Genomic DNA, 13,725 nt, shown 5'->3' with positions numbered 1-13,725 from the left:
CCCGGACGGCCCGGACGGCCTAGCCCTGGCGGCGGACCTCCACCACGCGGAAGCGGTTCGACACGAACGCCCCGTCGCACAGCGCGGCGTTCGCCGCCGGGTTGCCGCCGGAGCCGTGGAAGTCGGAGAAGGCCGCGGTCTGGTTCACATAGACCCCGCCCGTCAGGTTCAGCGAGAGCTGCGCCGACTCCTCCAGGCAGACCTCCTCGATGGCCCGCTCGGTGTCCGCGGACGTGGTGTAGGCGCCGACCGTCATGGCGCCCTTCTCGCGGACCGTGCGCCGCAGCAGGTCGAGGGCGCCCTGCGTGGAGTCGACGGCCACCGCGAAGGAGACCGGGCCGAAGCACTCCGAGAGGTAGGGGGCGGAGTCGTCCGGCTTGGCCGAGTCCAGCTTCACCATCACCGGCGTGCGCACGACCGCTCCGGGGAAGTCGGGGTGCGCGACCTCGCGCGAGGCCAGCGCGACCTCGCCGAGCCCGGCGGCGGCCTCCAGGCGGGCCTTCACGTCCGGGTTGACCAGGGCGCCGAGCAGGGCGTTGGCCCGCGCGTCGTCGCCGAGGAGGCCGCCGACCGCGCCCGCGAGGTCGGAGACGACCTCGTCGTAGGACTTGTGCCCGGCGTCGGTCTCGATGCCGTCGCGCGGGATCAGCAGGTTCTGCGGGGTGGTGCACATCTGGCCGCTGTAGAGCGAGAGGGAGAACGCCAGGTTGGACAGCATGCCCTTGTAGTTGTCGGTGGAGTCCAGGACGACGGTGTTGACGCCGGCCTTCTCCGTGTAGACCTGCGCCTGGCGGGCGTTGGTCTCCAGCCAGTCGCCGAACTCGGTGGACCCGGTGTAGTCGATGACCTTGATCTCGGGCCGGACGGCGAGCTCCTTGGCGATGCCCTCGCCGGGCCGCTCGACGGCCAGCGCGACCAGGTTCGGGTCGAAACCGGCGTCGGCGAGCACCTCGCGGGCCACCTGGACGGTCAGCGCCAGCGGGAGCACGGCGCGCGGGTGCGGCTTGACCAGCACCGGGTTGCCCGTGGCCAGGGAGGCGAAGATGCCCGGGTAGCCGTTCCAGGTGGGGAAGGTGTTGCAGCCGATCATCAGGGAGATGCCGCGCGGGACGGCCGTGAAGGTCTTGCCCAGCTCCAGGGGGTCCTTCTTGCCCTGCGGCTTCGACCAGTCGGCCTGCCCCGGGACGCGGGTCTGCTCCTCGTAGGCGTAGGCCACCGCTTCCAGACCGCGGTCCTGCGCGTGCGGGCCGCCCGCCTGGAACGCCATCATGAAGGCCTGGCCACTGGTGTGCATGACGGCGTGCGCGAACTCGTGCGTCCGCGCCGAGATCCGGGCCAGGATCTCGATGCAGACCAGGGCGCGCACCTCGGGCCCGGCGTCCCGCCAGGCGCCCATGCCGGCCCGCATCGCGGGCAGCAGCACCTCCGGGTCCACGTGCGGGTACTCGACGCCGAGCTCCACGCCGTACGGGGAGGTCTCCGCGCCCGTCCAGCCGTCGGTGCCGGGCTGTCCGAGGTCGAGCCGGGTCCCGCGCAGCGCCTCGAAGGCGGCGAGGCCGTCGGCCGGCGCGGTCTCGCCGTACGCCTTGGGGTGCTCGGGGTGCGGGGACCAGTAGGCGCGGCTGCGGATGGTGGCCAGCGCCTGGTCCAGAGTGGGCCGGTGCTTGGCGGACAGCTGGGGGACGGTGAGCTCGGCGGCCATCAGGGACCAACTCCTCTTTGAGCCGGGCGGGATCAGGCGATCGGGGCAGGCAAGAAGGGATGAACAAGAGCAGACTGGAGTTAGAGTAACCGAACGATCGGTCGGGACAAGAGGGCCCGGCAGACCTGTGGACAAGTCGGTGCGGGAGGATCTGGGCATGACAGCAATCGAGCGGTCCCGCACAGTGGCGGTCGTCGGCGCCGGCACCATGGGGCAGGGCATCGCCCAGGTCGCCCTCCTTGCAGGTCACCGCGTGCTGATCTACGACATCAACGCCGCGCTCGCCTCCGACGCGGTCGGGTTCGTCCAGGACCGGGTCGAGCGGATGGCCGCGAAGGGCCGGCTGGACCGGGCCGGGGCCGAGGCCGCGATCGGCCGGATCGGCGCCGCGGCCGGTCTCTCCGAGCTGGCCGGGGCCGCCCTCGTCGTGGAGGCGGTCGTCGAGGACGTCACCGTCAAGCGGGCGCTGTTCGCGGCGCTCGAAGAGGTGGTTTCGCCGGACGCACTGCTGGCCACCAACACCTCGTCCCTCTCCGTCACCGAGCTCGCCGCCGGACTCGCCCACCCGGGCCGTTTCCTGGGCCTGCACTTCTTCAACCCGGCCCCGCTGCTCCCGCTGGTCGAGGTGGTCTCCGGGTTCGCCACCGACCCGGCCGCCGCGGACCGCGCGTACGCCACCGTCCGGGACTGGGGCAAGACGCCGGTGCGCTGCGCCGACACCCCGGGGTTCATCGTCAACCGGATCGCCCGCCCCTTCTACGCCGAGGCCTTCGCGGTGTACGAGGAGCAGGGCGCCGACCCGGCCACCATCGACGCCGTGCTCCGCGAGAGCGGCGGCTTCAAGATGGGCCCCTTCGCGCTGACCGACCTGATCGGCCAGGACGTCAACGAGGCCGTCACCCGCTCCGTGTGGGAGTCCTTCTTCCGCAGCCCCAAGTTCACCCCGTCCCTCGCGCAGCGCCGGCTGGTCCAGTCGGGCCGCCTCGGCCGCAAGTCGGGCCACGGCTGGTACCCGTACGGCCCGGACGCGCAGGTCCCGGCCCCGCACACGGCCAGCCCCGAGGAGGCGCCCGCGAAGGTGACCGTCGTCGGTGACCTCGGACCGGCGGCCGGGCTCCTCGACCTCTTCGAGGAGTCGGGGATCGCGGTCACGGCCGTGGAGCACGGGGGGCCGTACATCCAGCTGCCCGGCGAGGGACAGCTCGTGCTCGCCGACGGCAAGACGGCGATCGAGTTCGCCGACGTCGTCTACTTCGACCTCGCCTTCGACTACCGCGACGCCACCCGGATCGCGCTCTCCGTCAGCGAGGACACCAGCGAGCGGACGCTCTCGGAGGCCGTCGGGCTGTTCCAGAAGCTCGGCAAGAACGTCTCCGTCATCGGCGACGTCCCGGGCATGATCGTCGCCCGGACGGTCGCGATGCTGATCGACCTCACGGCCGACGCCGTCGCGCGCGGGGTGGCGGGGGCCGAGGACATCGACACGGCGATGCGGCTCGGGGTCAACTACCCGGTGGGCCCGTCCGCATGGCACGAGCGGCTCGGCCGCGACTGGGCGTACGACCTGCTGCACCACCTCGACGAGCGGTGTCCCGGCGGCCGGTACGCGCCGTCGCTGGCCCTGTACAAGCTGGGCTACGCGGCGGACGACGAGGACGGCGGGGACGCCGAGGACGGCGGGGACGCCGAGGACGAGGGGGAGTCGCAATGACCACGGCCAAGCGGGACACGTACACGCCCGAGACGCTCCTGTCCGTCGCCGTCCAGGTCTTCAACGAGCGCGGCTACGACGGCACCTCGATGGAGCACCTCTCCAAGGCGGCCGGCATCTCGAAGTCCTCGATCTACCACCACGTCGCCGGCAAGGAGGAACTGCTCCACCGCGCCGTCAGCCGGGCCCTGGACGAGCTCTTCGCCGTCCTGGCGGAGCCGGGGGCGATACGGGGCCGCGCGGTCGAACGCGTCGAGTACGTCACGCGCCGCACGGTCGAGGTCCTGGTCGCGGAGCTGCCCTACGTGACCCTGCTGCTGCGGGTCCGGGGCAACACCCGCACCGAGCGCTGGGCCCTGGAGCGCCGCCGCGAGTTCGACCACCAGGTCGCGGAGCTCCTGAAGGCCGCGGCGGCCGAGGGCGACCTGCGGGCGGACGTGGACATCCGCCTGGCCACCCGCCTCCTCTTCGGCATGGTCAACTCCCTGGTCGAGTGGTACCGCCCGCACCCCGGCACCACCCCCGACCAGCTCGCGGACGCGGTGGTCACCATGGCTCTGGACGGCCTGCGCACGCAGCGCTGAATTCCGTGCGCGCGGGCCGGGGCGGGTGCGAGCATGCCGCTTGAGCGACTTCCTCCCCACCCTGACCGAGCGGCGGTCCCCCTGGGTCACCTTCACCTCCCGTGAGGACCCGTGGGCGGCCGAGGCCGAACTGCGGGCGCGGGGCGGGCTGGTGTTCCGGGTGGCCGGGGCGGAGCTGGACACGGAAGCCCGCCTGTTCCGGACCTTCGCGCGGGACCTGGGCGGCGGATACTTCGGCTACAACTGGGACGCCCTCGTGGACTGCCTGGGCGACTGGTTCGGACAGGGTGACGGCGACCAGGACGTCGCCGTCGTCATCGACGGCGCCGATCCGCTGCTGCGTGCCGACTTCCTGGCGGTGCTCGTCTGGGCCCTGTGCGCGGGGGCGTGGCGGGCCAACTTCATGGTCGACGCCGATGGCGACCCGCACGAGGGCTGGACGCCCTTCGGGCTGCACTTCGTCCTCCTCCTCGACCACGCACCGGCCGCCGCGTTCGCGGAGCGGGCGGCCGGGCACGCCGATGTGTCCGGGGCGGTGGTAGGCGGGAGGCTGCTCCTGACGCTGAACGCCGACGACACCTGGGGCGGGGACGCGGTCTGGCCGCCGGCCGGGGCCGCCTAGAGCTCCTGGGGCGGGTGCCCAGTCCCGCTTCAGTCCTCCGTGATCGTCGGGCCGGCGGGCTGGTCGCGGGCCAGGAGGTCCGTTTCCTCGAAGACCAGCAGGGTGCGGGTGGAGAGGACCTCCGGGATGGACTGGAGGCGGGTCAGGACCAGTTCGCGCAGGGTGCGGTTGTCCGGGGTGTGGACCAGGAGCAGGACGTCGAAATCGCCGCTGACCAGGGCGATGTGGGCCGCGCCGGGGAGTTCGCGGAGCTGTTCGCGGACCGTGCGCCAGGAGTTCTGGACGATCTTCAGGGTGATGTAGGCGGAGGCGCCCTGGCCCGCGCGTTCGTGATTGACGCGGGCGGTGAAGCCGCGGATCACCCCGTCGTCGATGAGCCGGTTGATCCGGGCGTAGGCATTGGCCCGGGAGACGTGGACCTGCTCGGCGACGGAGCGTATGGAGGCGCGGCCGTCCGCCTGGAGCAGCCGGACGATCGACCGGTCGATCGGGTCGAGGGGGCGGGGCGGCGCCGCGGGCGGTCCGGGGGATACCGGCGTCCCGGGGGATACCGGCGGTACGGGCGCGCCCCCGGGTGCGCCCCCCGCCGGGGTGGCCGCCCCCGGGGCCGCCCCGGAACCCGCTCCGGCCATTTGTTCATCCGTCATCGCCCGATGCCTGCCTCTCCTGGACGTCCTGCACCCATACCAGGGCGTCGGCGCCACTTTGTCCACAGCCTGGCGCCGCCTGTAGCCAAATTGCCCGGGCAACCGAACAATCGGTAGGTGAGGGGCCTCACACCCGAGGCCTCCCTGCCCGCTTCCCACGAGGAGGTGTACGCCGCCATGACGGTCCAAGAGCTGCCCGGTGCCGGTGCGTCCCACCGCTCCACCCCGCCGCCCGCCTGGAGGCCCCGTACGGATGCCGCCCCGCTGCTCCCGGACCCCGAGCCGTACCGGGTGCTGGGCACCCCGGCCGCCGACCGGCTCGACCCCGAGCTGATGCGCCGGTGCTACGCCGAGCTGGTGCGCGGCCGCCGCTACAACGCCCAGGCCACCGCCCTCACCCGGCAGGGCCGTCTGGCCGTATACCCCTCCACCGTCGGGCAGGAGGCGTGCGAGATCGCCGCAGCCATGGTCCTGGAGGAGCGGGACTGGCTCTTCCCGAGCTACCGCGACACCCTCGCGGCCGTGGCGCGCGGACTGGATCCCGTACAGGCCCTGACCCTGCTGCGCGGGGACTGGCACACCGGGTACGATCCGCGCGAGCACCGGATAGCGCCCCTCTCGACCCCGCTGGCCACCCAGCTCCCGCACGCCGTCGGCCTGGCGCACGCCGCCCGGCTGCGCGGGGACGACGTGGTCGCCCTCGCCATGGTCGGCGACGGCGGCACCAGCGAGGGAGACTTCCACGAGGCCATGAACTTCGCCGCCGTCTGGCAGGCGCCGGTGGTCTTCCTCGTCCAGAACAACGGCTTCGCGATCTCCGTCCCCCTCGCCAAGCAGACCGCCGCCCCGACCCTGGCCCACAAGGCCGTGGGGTACGGGATGCCCGGCCGTCTCGTCGACGGGAACGACATCGCCGCCATGCACGAGGTGCTCTCCGAGGCCGTGCGGCGGGCCCGGTCCGGCGGCGGACCGACCATGATCGAGGCCGTCACGTACCGCATAGAGGCCCACACCAACGCCGACGACGCCACCCGCTACCGGGGCGACGCCGAGGTCGAGGCCTGGAAGGCGCACGACCCCATCGAGCTGCTGGAGCGCGAGCTGACCGGACGCGGACTGCTGGACGGGGCGGGCATCCAGGCCGCCAAGGACGCCGCCGAGGCGATGGCCGCGGCGCTCCGCGACGGGATGAACGCCGAGCCCGTCCTCGACCCGATGGACCTCTTCGAAAACGTCTACGCGCAGCAGACCGGCCGGCTGCGCGAACAGGCGGCCATGCTCCGTGCCGAGCTGGACGCGGCCGAGCAGGAAGAGGGGGACGGATCATGACCACGGTGGCGGTGAAGCCGGCGGCCGTGAAGCCGGCGACCATGGCGCAGGCCCTGAACCGCGCGATGCGCGACGCGATGGCCGAGGACCCGACGGTCCACGTCATGGGCGAGGACGTCGGGGCGCTCGGCGGGGTCTTCCGCATCACCGACGGCCTCGCGAAGGAGTTCGGCGAGGACCGCTGCACGGACACCCCGCTCGCCGAGGCCGGGATACTCGGCGCGGCCGTCGGCATGGCCATGTACGGGCTGCGGCCGGTCGTGGAGATGCAGTTCGACGCCTTCGCGTACCCCGCCTTCGAGCAGCTCATCTCGCACGTGGCGAAGATGCGCAACCGCACCCGCGGCGCGATGCCGCTCCCGATCACCATCCGGGTGCCGTACGGCGGCGGGATCGGCGGCGTGGAGCACCACTGCGACTCCTCCGAGGCGTACTACGTGGCCACGCCCGGCCTCACCGTGGTCACCCCGGCGACGGTCGAGGACGCCTACGGACTGCTGCGCGCCTCCATAGCCAGCGACGACCCGGTGATCTTCCTGGAGCCCAAGCGGCTGTACTGGTCCAAGGCCGACTGGTCGCCCGAGACGCCCGCGGCGGTCCCCGGCATCGGCGAGGCACTCGTCCGGCGTACCGGCACGAGCGCGACCCTGATCACCTACGGGCCCTCCCTGCCGGTGTGCCTGGAGGCGGCCGAGGCGGCCCGCGAGGAGGGCTGGGACCTGGAGGTCGTGGACCTGCGCTCGCTGGTCCCCTTCGACGAGGAGACCGTCGTGGCCTCCGTACGCCGGACCGGGCGCGCGGTGGTGGTCCACGAGTCCGGCGGCTTCGGCGGACCGGGCGCGGAGATAGCCGCCCGGATCACGGAGCGGTGCTTCCACCACCTGGAGGCGCCCGTGCTGCGCGTCACCGGCTTCGACATCCCGTATCCGCCGCCGATGCTGGAGAAGCACCACCTGCCCGGCGTGGACCGGATCCTGGACACCGTGGCCCGTCTGCAGTGGGAGAACTGATGCCGCAGGTCATGGAGTTCAAGCTGCCGGACCTGGGCGAGGGGCTGACCGAGGCGGAGATCGTCCGCTGGCTGGTGGCGGTCGGCGACGTCGTCGCCATCGACCAGCCCGTCGTCGAGGTCGAGACGGCCAAGGCGATGGTGGAGGTCCCCTGCCCGTACGGGGGCGTGGTCACCGCCCGCTTCGGCGAGGAGGGGACGGAACTTCCCGTCGGCGCTCCGCTGATCACGGTGGCGGTGGGCGCGAAGTGCGCGCCGGCCGACGCCGTTGCCGGCGCCGGCGCCGTCGCCTCCGAGGGGGCCCAGGGCTCCGCGAACGCACCCCGGCCGTTGATCGGTTACGGCTCGGACGATTCACGTCCGGCGCGTCGGAGGCGGGTGCGACCCGGCTCCGCCGCGCCGGGGGCCGCCCCTGCGGCGGTCACGGCACCTGCCGCCACGGCATCTGCCGTCCGGGCACCGGCGGCCGCCGCACCGGCCGTCGTCGCCGGGCCGGTGCCGGTCATCTCGCCGCTGGTGCGCAAGCTCGCCCGGGACCACGGGGTGGACCTGCGGGCCCTGCGCGGATCGGGGCCCGAGGGCCTGATCCTGCGCGCGGACGTCGAGACGGCCCTGCGCGCACCGGAAGCAGTGGCCCCGGCCGTTGCATCCGCCGTCGCGGCCACGCCGGAGGGTGCCACGCGGATTCCCCTCAAGGGAGTGCGCGGGGCGGTCGCGGAGAAGCTGTCGCGCAGCCGGCGCGAGATTCCGGACGCCACCTGCTGGGTGGACGCGGACGCCACCGAACTGATGGCGGCCCGGGCCGCGATGAACGCCGCGGGCGGTCCCAAGATCTCGGTGCTCGCGCTGCTCGCCCGGATCTGCACGGCCGCGCTGGCCCGCCACCCGGAGCTCAACTCCACGGTGGACCTCGCGGCGAACGAGATCGTCCGGCTGCCGGCCGTCCACCTGGGCTTCGCCGCGCAGACGGAGCGGGGGCTGATGGTTCCGGTGGTCCGGGACGCGCAGGCGCGCAGCGCGGAGTCGCTGTCCGCGGAGTTCGCCCGGCTCACCGAGCTGGCCCGGGCGGGGAAGCTGGCCCCGGCCGATCTGACCGGCGGCACCTTCACCCTGAACAACTACGGGGTGTTCGGGGTCGACGGCTCCACGCCGATCATCAACCATCCGGAGGCGGCGATGCTCGGGGTGGGGCGGATCATCGCGAAGCCCTGGGTGCATCGGGGGGAGCTGGCGGTTCGGCAGGTCGTGCAGTTGTCTCTGACGTTCGATCACCGGGTGTGCGATGGGGGGACCGCGGGCGGTTTCCTGCGCTACGTCGCCGACTGCGTCGAGTCGCCCTCGGTGCTGCTGCGCAGCCTGTAGCTCCCGGGTGGGCGGGCGGGTGCGGGTGGGTGGGTGGGTGGGTGGCCCTGCGGGGCGGAGTCCCCTACCCACCCTTCGCCCGTTCCCCGGGGCTGCGCCCCGGACCCCCCGGGGCTGCGCCCCGGGAACGGCGCCGCGCGCGGCAAATTCTCCCGCGCAGCGGTGCCCCGGGGCACCGGCTCAGGTGGTCAGGAGGAGTTTGCCCACGTGGGTGCTGGATTCCAGGACTCGGTGGGCCTGGGCGGCCTCGTGCATCGGGAACGTGCCGTGCACCACCGGGTGGATGCGGCCCGAGGCGACCAGGGGCCACACGTGTTCGCGTACGGCCGCGACGATCGCCGCCTTCTCCTCCAGGGGGCGTGCGCGCAGCGTGGTGGCGGTGATGGCCGCGCGCTTCGCCAGTAGGGCGGACAGGTTGAGCTCCGCCTTGACCCCGCCCTGGAGCCCGATGATCGCGAGGCGGCCGTTCACGGCCAGCGCATCCACGTTCCGGGTCAGGTACTTCGCGCCCATGATGTCCAGGATCACGTCCGCCCCGGCGCCGCCCGTGGCCGCACGGACCTCCTCCACGAAGTCCTGCTCGCGGTAGTCGATCAGGATGTCGGCGCCGAGCTCGGCGCAGCGCGCCAGCTTCTCCTTGCCGCCCGCCGTGACCGCGACCCGCGCGCCCACGGCCTTCGCGAGCTGGATCGCCATCGTCCCGATGCCGCTCGATCCGCCGTGCACCAGCAGGGTCTCGCCCGGGCGCAGGCCGGCCACCATGAACACGTTCGACCAGACCGTCGCGACGACCTCCGGGAGGGCCGCCGCGGTCACCAGGTCCACGCCCGCCGGGACCGGCAGCAGCTGGCCCGCCGGGACGGCCACCCGTTGCGCGTAGCCGCCGCCGGAGAGCAGCGCGCACACCTCGTCGCCGACCGACCAGCCGGAGACCCCGGCCCCGATCGCGGAGATCCGCCCGGAGCACTCCAGGCCGGGATGGGGCGAGGCGCCGGGCGGCGGGTTGTAGAAACCCTGCCGCTGCAGGACGTCGGCGCGGTTCACGGCGCTCGCCGCGACCTCGACGAGGACCTCGCCGTCGCCGGCCACCGGGTCGGGTGCCTCGGCCCACACCAGGGCCTCGGGGCCGCCGGGCTGTTCGATCGTGATCGCATGCATGGCCGGAGGCTATCGCCTAGGCCGTCTCTTTCGGATCTTGTCGGCGTAAGCCCGCGGCGTCTGGTGCCGTTCCTGGGCGTGCTGTCGGGGCGTTCGCGTACTGGGCGTACGTGGTCGCCTCGGCAGTGCGGCCAGGCGTGGTGCCAGGCGTCGCGGGCCCGGCAAGATCCGAAAGAGACGGCCTAGGGGGCACCGAAAGAGACGACCTAGTCGGCCGAGCCCAGGACCACCGGGGGCGTGGCCGACGGGGACGCGCGGACGATGGTGATCACCCGGTCCGTCAGCTGGAGCGGGCTCGCGTGCGGATCGTCGTACGGGAGCAGGCGGTGGCCGCGCAGGACGCTGACGACCAGGTCGTCGGTGTCCCGGACGGATTTGCCGACCTCCCCGCGGTTGACCGGACGCTCGATCAGATCGAGGCCGCTGCCCTGCTGGATGAGGTCCTCCATCACCGTGCCCGCGCTGGGGCTGAGCACCGAGAGCCCGAGCAGCCGGCCCGCCGCGCTCGCGCTGGTGATGACCGCGTCCGCGCCCGACTGCTTCAGCAGCGGGGCGTTCTCCTCTTCCCGGACGGCCGCCACGATCTTCGCGCCCCGGTTGAGCTGGCGGGCCGTCAGGGTGACCAGGACCGCCGTGTCGTCGCGCTGGGTGGCGATGACGATCTGACGGGCCTTCTGGATCTCGGCCCGCAGCAGGACGTCGGAGCGCGTGGCATCGCCGACGACCCCGGTGAACCCCTCCGCGTTGGCGATGTCGATCACCTTGGCGCTGGGGTCGACGATGACGACCTGCTCCTTGCTGAGGCCGGTCGACAGCAGGGTCTGCAGGGCGGAGCGGCCCTTCGTGCCGAAGCCGACGACGACCGTGTGGTCTCGCAAGTTCTTCCTCCAGCGGCTGAGCCGCCACTCTTCCCGGGTGCGTTCGGTGAGCACCTCCAGGGTGGTGCCGACCAGGATGATCAGGAACAGCACGCGCAGCGGGGTGATCAGCAGGACGTTGACCAGCCGCGCACTGTCGCTGTACGGGACGATGTCGCCGTAGCCGGTCGTCGACAGGGTGACGGTCGCGTAGTAGACGCAGTCGAGGAAGTCGACCTTGTTGTTGGCGTTGTCGTGGTAGCCCTCGCGGTCGATCCACACGATCAGGACCGTCAGCGCCATGACGAACAGCGCCATCAGCAGACGGCGCGTGACCTGGCGGAGCGGCTTCTCGATGACGCGCTTGGGTAGTTTGATGCGGCGCGAGACGAGTTTCTCGTCCGCGCCGCGTGCCATCGCGTCGGATCCGTGAAGTTTCACGTGAAACATCCCCCAGAGGCCCACGGGAGATCGAGGATCTCCAACTCCTGCCCGGAACGGGCCCCGTTCGGGGGTACGACGGCCAGCGCGTCCGCGGCGGCCACCCCGCGCAGCATCGCCGGCCCGTTGTAGCGCAGCGGTACGGCGATGTCCTCGGTCAGCAGGACCGGTACGAGCCGGGTGTCGTGCGGGTGACCCGGTACGTCGCCCTCCACGGGCACCGCGTACCGGGGGCGCGGGCGCCGCCCGGCGAGGGCGCGCAGCAGCGGATCGGCGAGGGTGAGCAGCCCCGAGACGGCGGCCAGCGGGTTGCCGGGCAGCCCCACCAGGTGGCGGACCGGGTCCTGGCCGGCAGCGGCGCCGCCGGTGCGGGCCAGCAGCATCGGGTGCCCGGGGCGTACGGCCACCCCGTCGACGAGCAGTTCGGCGCCGGCCTTGGCGAGCACGGGGTGGACGTGGTCGACGGGGCCGGAGGCGGTGCCGCCGGTGGTGATGACCACGTCGGCGGCGGAGCCGGTGACGGCCGCCAGCAGTGCTGCGGCGCCCGCCGGGTCGTCGCCGAGCCGCCGGACGGAGACGACCTCGGCGCCGAGCCGGGTCAGCCAGGGCCCCAGCATGGGGCTCAGGGCGTCGCGGATGAGGCCGTCGTGCGGGAGGCCTTCGGTGAGCAGCTCGTCGCCGAGGACCAGGATCTCCACGCGTGGCCGGGGCCGGGTGGTGAGCTCGTCGTACCCGGCGGCCGCGGCGAGGCCGAGGACGGCCGGGGTCACCAGGGATCCGGCGGGCAGCAGCAGGTCCCCGGAGCGGCACTCCTGGCCGCGCGGCCGGATGTCCTGCCCGGTGGCGACGGGCCGCTCGGCGTACAGCAGGGTGCCGGCCTCGCGGGAGTGCTCGCTGCGGATCACGGCGGTGGTGTCCGCAGGGATCCGGGCGCCGGTGGCGATCCGTACGGCCTCGCCGTCCGCGAGGGGCGCGGGGCGCTCGCTGCCGGCCAGCGCGCTCTCGCCGGGGCGGACGGTCCAGGGGCCGGGCCCGGCCACGGCCCAGCCGTCCATCGCGGAGGTGTCGAAGGACGGCAGGTCGCCCAGGGCGTCGAGGGGGGCGGCCAGTACCTCGCCGAGGGCGGCCGCCAGGGGGACCCGGTGGGTCCGGCCGCGGACGGCCGAGCCGGCGCGGGTGGCGGTCTCCCGGGCCCGGAGCCAGGTCGCGGCGCGGTGGCCACCGCCGCCGCCACCGCCACCGCCCGAGGTGGTTCCGGCGGCGTCGGCCCGCGGTGCGCGGCTGACCAGTGCGAGGGCCTGGTCGAGGTCGCGGTCGGCGTCGGCGGCGGGGTTGGCGGTCATCCGGAGCCGGTCGCTTCGGGGCCGGTGGCTTCGGGGCCCGTGGCTTCGGCGCCGGTCGCCCCCGGGGCCTCGGCCCCCTCGCCCTCGGCGGCCCAGCGCAGGGCCAGTGCGGCGGCCTTGCGGGAGGCCTCGGCGACGGCCTGCGCGGGGTCGGCGCCGGTGGCTTCGGCGTGGGCCGCCGCGTAGCCGACGAGGAAGGTCGTCAGCGGGGCGGCGGGCCGGGCGACGCCGTGCGCGGCGTCACGGGCGAGGTCGAGCAGGGTCTTGGTGTCGACGGCGACGTCGATGCCCAGCTCGTTCTTGACGGCGGTGATCCATTGCTCCAGCACGGTTCCATGCTCTCTGATTCGGGCGCGGGCGGTGGCGAGATCGTCCCAGGTGTCGCAGTCGAAGGAGGCGAGTGGCGCAGCCGCGGTGACCGGGGCGAGGTCGAGTTCGGCGGTGAGGGCGCGCAGCGGGAGGCCGTTCACCGAGCCGTGTTCGGTGGCCAGCAGGGCGATTTCCCTGCGCAGGGGCTCGGCGCGGTACGCGGCGACCAGGGGCTGGTCGCGGCCGCCGGGGTCCCGGAGCAGGGCTCCGTCCCGGGCGGGCCGCCCGGGCGCGACGAGGGCCCGCAGGAGGGAGCCGACGGTGTCCCGGTCCAGGAACGGCAGATCGGCGGAGAGTACGAGGACCAGCGGGGCGGTGGTGTGCCGCAGCCCGGCGTCCAGCGCGGCGAGGGGGCCGCCGCCGGGGGGATCCTCGCGGGCCCAGGTCACGGGCCGGGCGGTGGGCCTGCGGCCGGCTACGACGACGGTGGTGGCGGCGTCGGCGCAGGCGTCGAGGACGCGGTCGAGGAGGGGGCGGCCGCCGACGAGGAGGCCGGGCTTGTCGGCTCCGCCCAGTCGCCGTGCGGCGCCGCCTGCCAGGACGATGGCGTCATAGATCATTCCCCGAGTATGAGGGGGTCAGGGGCTGGAT

Annotated in this window: 12 protein-coding genes; 6 read left to right on the top strand and 6 right to left on the bottom strand. The window is 73.6% G+C overall.

The window, feature by feature from the left end:
• Positions 1-19 precede the first annotated feature (19 nt).
• Positions 20-1,702: a phenylacetic acid degradation protein PaaN gene (paaN, locus tag ACWCP2_RS11265; RefSeq protein WP_450908330.1), complete on the bottom strand. Its 1,683-nt coding sequence runs from the start codon at positions 1,700-1,702 to the stop codon at positions 20-22.
• A gap of 157 nt (positions 1,703-1,859) precedes the next feature.
• On the opposite strand from paaN, the gene ACWCP2_RS11260 reads away from it, so the two are divergent.
• The 3 genes from ACWCP2_RS11260 to ACWCP2_RS11250 are packed head-to-tail and all read left to right on the top strand — an operon-like array spanning position 1,860 to position 4,619.
• Positions 1,860-3,413 carry a 3-hydroxyacyl-CoA dehydrogenase gene (locus ACWCP2_RS11260; protein ID WP_450908329.1) on the top strand — a complete coding sequence of 518 codons (1,554 nt, stop codon included), beginning with the start codon at positions 1,860-1,862 and terminating at the stop codon, positions 3,411-3,413.
• Positions 3,410-3,997, top strand: a complete 588-nt coding sequence (locus ACWCP2_RS11255) for a TetR/AcrR family transcriptional regulator (protein WP_450908328.1) — start codon at positions 3,410-3,412, stop codon at positions 3,995-3,997. Before ACWCP2_RS11260 ends, ACWCP2_RS11255 begins: the two co-directional genes overlap by 4 nt.
• 40 nt (positions 3,998-4,037) lie before the next feature.
• Positions 4,038-4,619: a barstar family protein gene (locus ACWCP2_RS11250; RefSeq protein ID WP_450908327.1), complete on the top strand. Its 582-nt coding sequence runs from the start codon at positions 4,038-4,040 to the stop codon at positions 4,617-4,619.
• A 29-nt stretch (positions 4,620-4,648) separates the two neighbouring features.
• Here the strand turns inward: ACWCP2_RS11250 and ACWCP2_RS11245 are convergent, their stop codons facing one another.
• Complete coding sequence (locus ACWCP2_RS11245) at positions 4,649-5,266, bottom strand: Lrp/AsnC family transcriptional regulator (protein WP_450908326.1); 618 nt, start codon at positions 5,264-5,266, stop codon at positions 4,649-4,651.
• A gap of 177 nt (positions 5,267-5,443) precedes the next feature.
• Between ACWCP2_RS11245 and pdhA the strand changes: the two genes are divergently transcribed.
• Genes pdhA through ACWCP2_RS11230 form a run of 3 tightly spaced genes read left to right on the top strand, consistent with a single transcriptional unit; the run spans position 5,444 to position 8,966 of the window.
• A complete protein-coding gene (gene pdhA, locus ACWCP2_RS11240; RefSeq protein WP_450908374.1) occupies positions 5,444-6,595 on the top strand; it encodes a pyruvate dehydrogenase (acetyl-transferring) E1 component subunit alpha in 1,152 nt (383 codons plus the stop codon).
• Complete coding sequence (locus tag ACWCP2_RS11235; protein ID WP_450908325.1) at positions 6,592-7,605, top strand: alpha-ketoacid dehydrogenase subunit beta; 1,014 nt, start codon at positions 6,592-6,594, stop codon at positions 7,603-7,605. The genes pdhA and ACWCP2_RS11235 overlap by 4 nt, the downstream gene beginning before the upstream one ends.
• On the top strand, positions 7,605-8,966 hold the full coding sequence (locus ACWCP2_RS11230; RefSeq protein ID WP_450908324.1) for a dihydrolipoamide acetyltransferase family protein: 1,362 nt from the start codon (positions 7,605-7,607) through the stop codon (positions 8,964-8,966). The genes ACWCP2_RS11235 and ACWCP2_RS11230 overlap by 1 nt, the downstream gene beginning before the upstream one ends.
• A gap of 180 nt (positions 8,967-9,146) precedes the next feature.
• On the opposite strand, the gene ACWCP2_RS11225 is transcribed toward ACWCP2_RS11230, so the two are convergent.
• The 4 genes from ACWCP2_RS11225 to ACWCP2_RS11210 all read right to left on the bottom strand — a co-directional run bounded on the left by ACWCP2_RS11225 (position 9,147) and on the right by ACWCP2_RS11210 (position 13,694).
• A complete protein-coding gene (locus ACWCP2_RS11225) occupies positions 9,147-10,124 on the bottom strand; it encodes an NAD(P)H-quinone oxidoreductase (protein WP_450908323.1) in 978 nt (325 codons plus the stop codon).
• A 206-nt stretch (positions 10,125-10,330) separates the two neighbouring features.
• On the bottom strand, positions 10,331-11,431 hold the full coding sequence (locus ACWCP2_RS11220) for a potassium channel family protein (protein WP_450908322.1): 1,101 nt from the start codon (positions 11,429-11,431) through the stop codon (positions 10,331-10,333).
• Positions 11,419-12,765, bottom strand: coding sequence for a molybdopterin molybdotransferase MoeA (locus ACWCP2_RS11215; RefSeq protein WP_450908321.1), 1,347 nt, complete (start codon positions 12,763-12,765; stop codon positions 11,419-11,421). The genes ACWCP2_RS11220 and ACWCP2_RS11215 overlap by 13 nt, the downstream gene beginning before the upstream one ends.
• Positions 12,762-13,694: an NTP transferase domain-containing protein gene (locus tag ACWCP2_RS11210; protein ID WP_450908320.1), complete on the bottom strand. Its 933-nt coding sequence runs from the start codon at positions 13,692-13,694 to the stop codon at positions 12,762-12,764. Before ACWCP2_RS11210 ends, ACWCP2_RS11215 begins: the two co-directional genes overlap by 4 nt.
• Between the last annotated feature and the right edge of the window lie 31 nt (positions 13,695-13,725).

This window comes from Streptomyces sp. NPDC002104 (genome assembly GCF_053593795.1).
This window is presented reverse-complemented; position numbering and strand designations above follow the sequence as displayed.

Excerpts from the sequence above, each read along its gene's own strand:
- ACWCP2_RS11235 (WP_450908325.1), top strand. The coding sequence starts at position 6,592 with ATGACCACGGTGGCGGTGAAGCCGGCGGCCGTGAAGCCGGCGACCATG.
- ACWCP2_RS11230 (WP_450908324.1), top strand. The coding sequence starts at position 7,605 with ATGCCGCAGGTCATGGAGTTCAAGCTGCCGGACCTGGGCGAGGGGCTG.
- ACWCP2_RS11260 (WP_450908329.1), top strand. The coding sequence starts at position 1,860 with ATGACAGCAATCGAGCGGTCCCGCACAGTGGCGGTCGTCGGCGCCGGC.
- ACWCP2_RS11220 (WP_450908322.1), bottom strand. The coding sequence starts at position 11,431 with ATGTTTCACGTGAAACTTCACGGATCCGACGCGATGGCACGCGGCGCG.
- ACWCP2_RS11245 (WP_450908326.1), bottom strand. The coding sequence starts at position 5,266 with ATGACGGATGAACAAATGGCCGGAGCGGGTTCCGGGGCGGCCCCGGGG.
- paaN (WP_450908330.1), bottom strand. The coding sequence starts at position 1,702 with ATGGCCGCCGAGCTCACCGTCCCCCAGCTGTCCGCCAAGCACCGGCCC.
- pdhA (WP_450908374.1), top strand. The coding sequence starts at position 5,444 with ATGACGGTCCAAGAGCTGCCCGGTGCCGGTGCGTCCCACCGCTCCACC.
- ACWCP2_RS11225 (WP_450908323.1), bottom strand. The coding sequence starts at position 10,124 with ATGCATGCGATCACGATCGAACAGCCCGGCGGCCCCGAGGCCCTGGTG.
- ACWCP2_RS11215 (WP_450908321.1), bottom strand. The coding sequence starts at position 12,765 with ATGACCGCCAACCCCGCCGCCGACGCCGACCGCGACCTCGACCAGGCC.
- ACWCP2_RS11255 (WP_450908328.1), top strand. The coding sequence starts at position 3,410 with ATGACCACGGCCAAGCGGGACACGTACACGCCCGAGACGCTCCTGTCC.
- ACWCP2_RS11210 (WP_450908320.1), bottom strand. The coding sequence starts at position 13,694 with ATGATCTATGACGCCATCGTCCTGGCAGGCGGCGCCGCACGGCGACTG.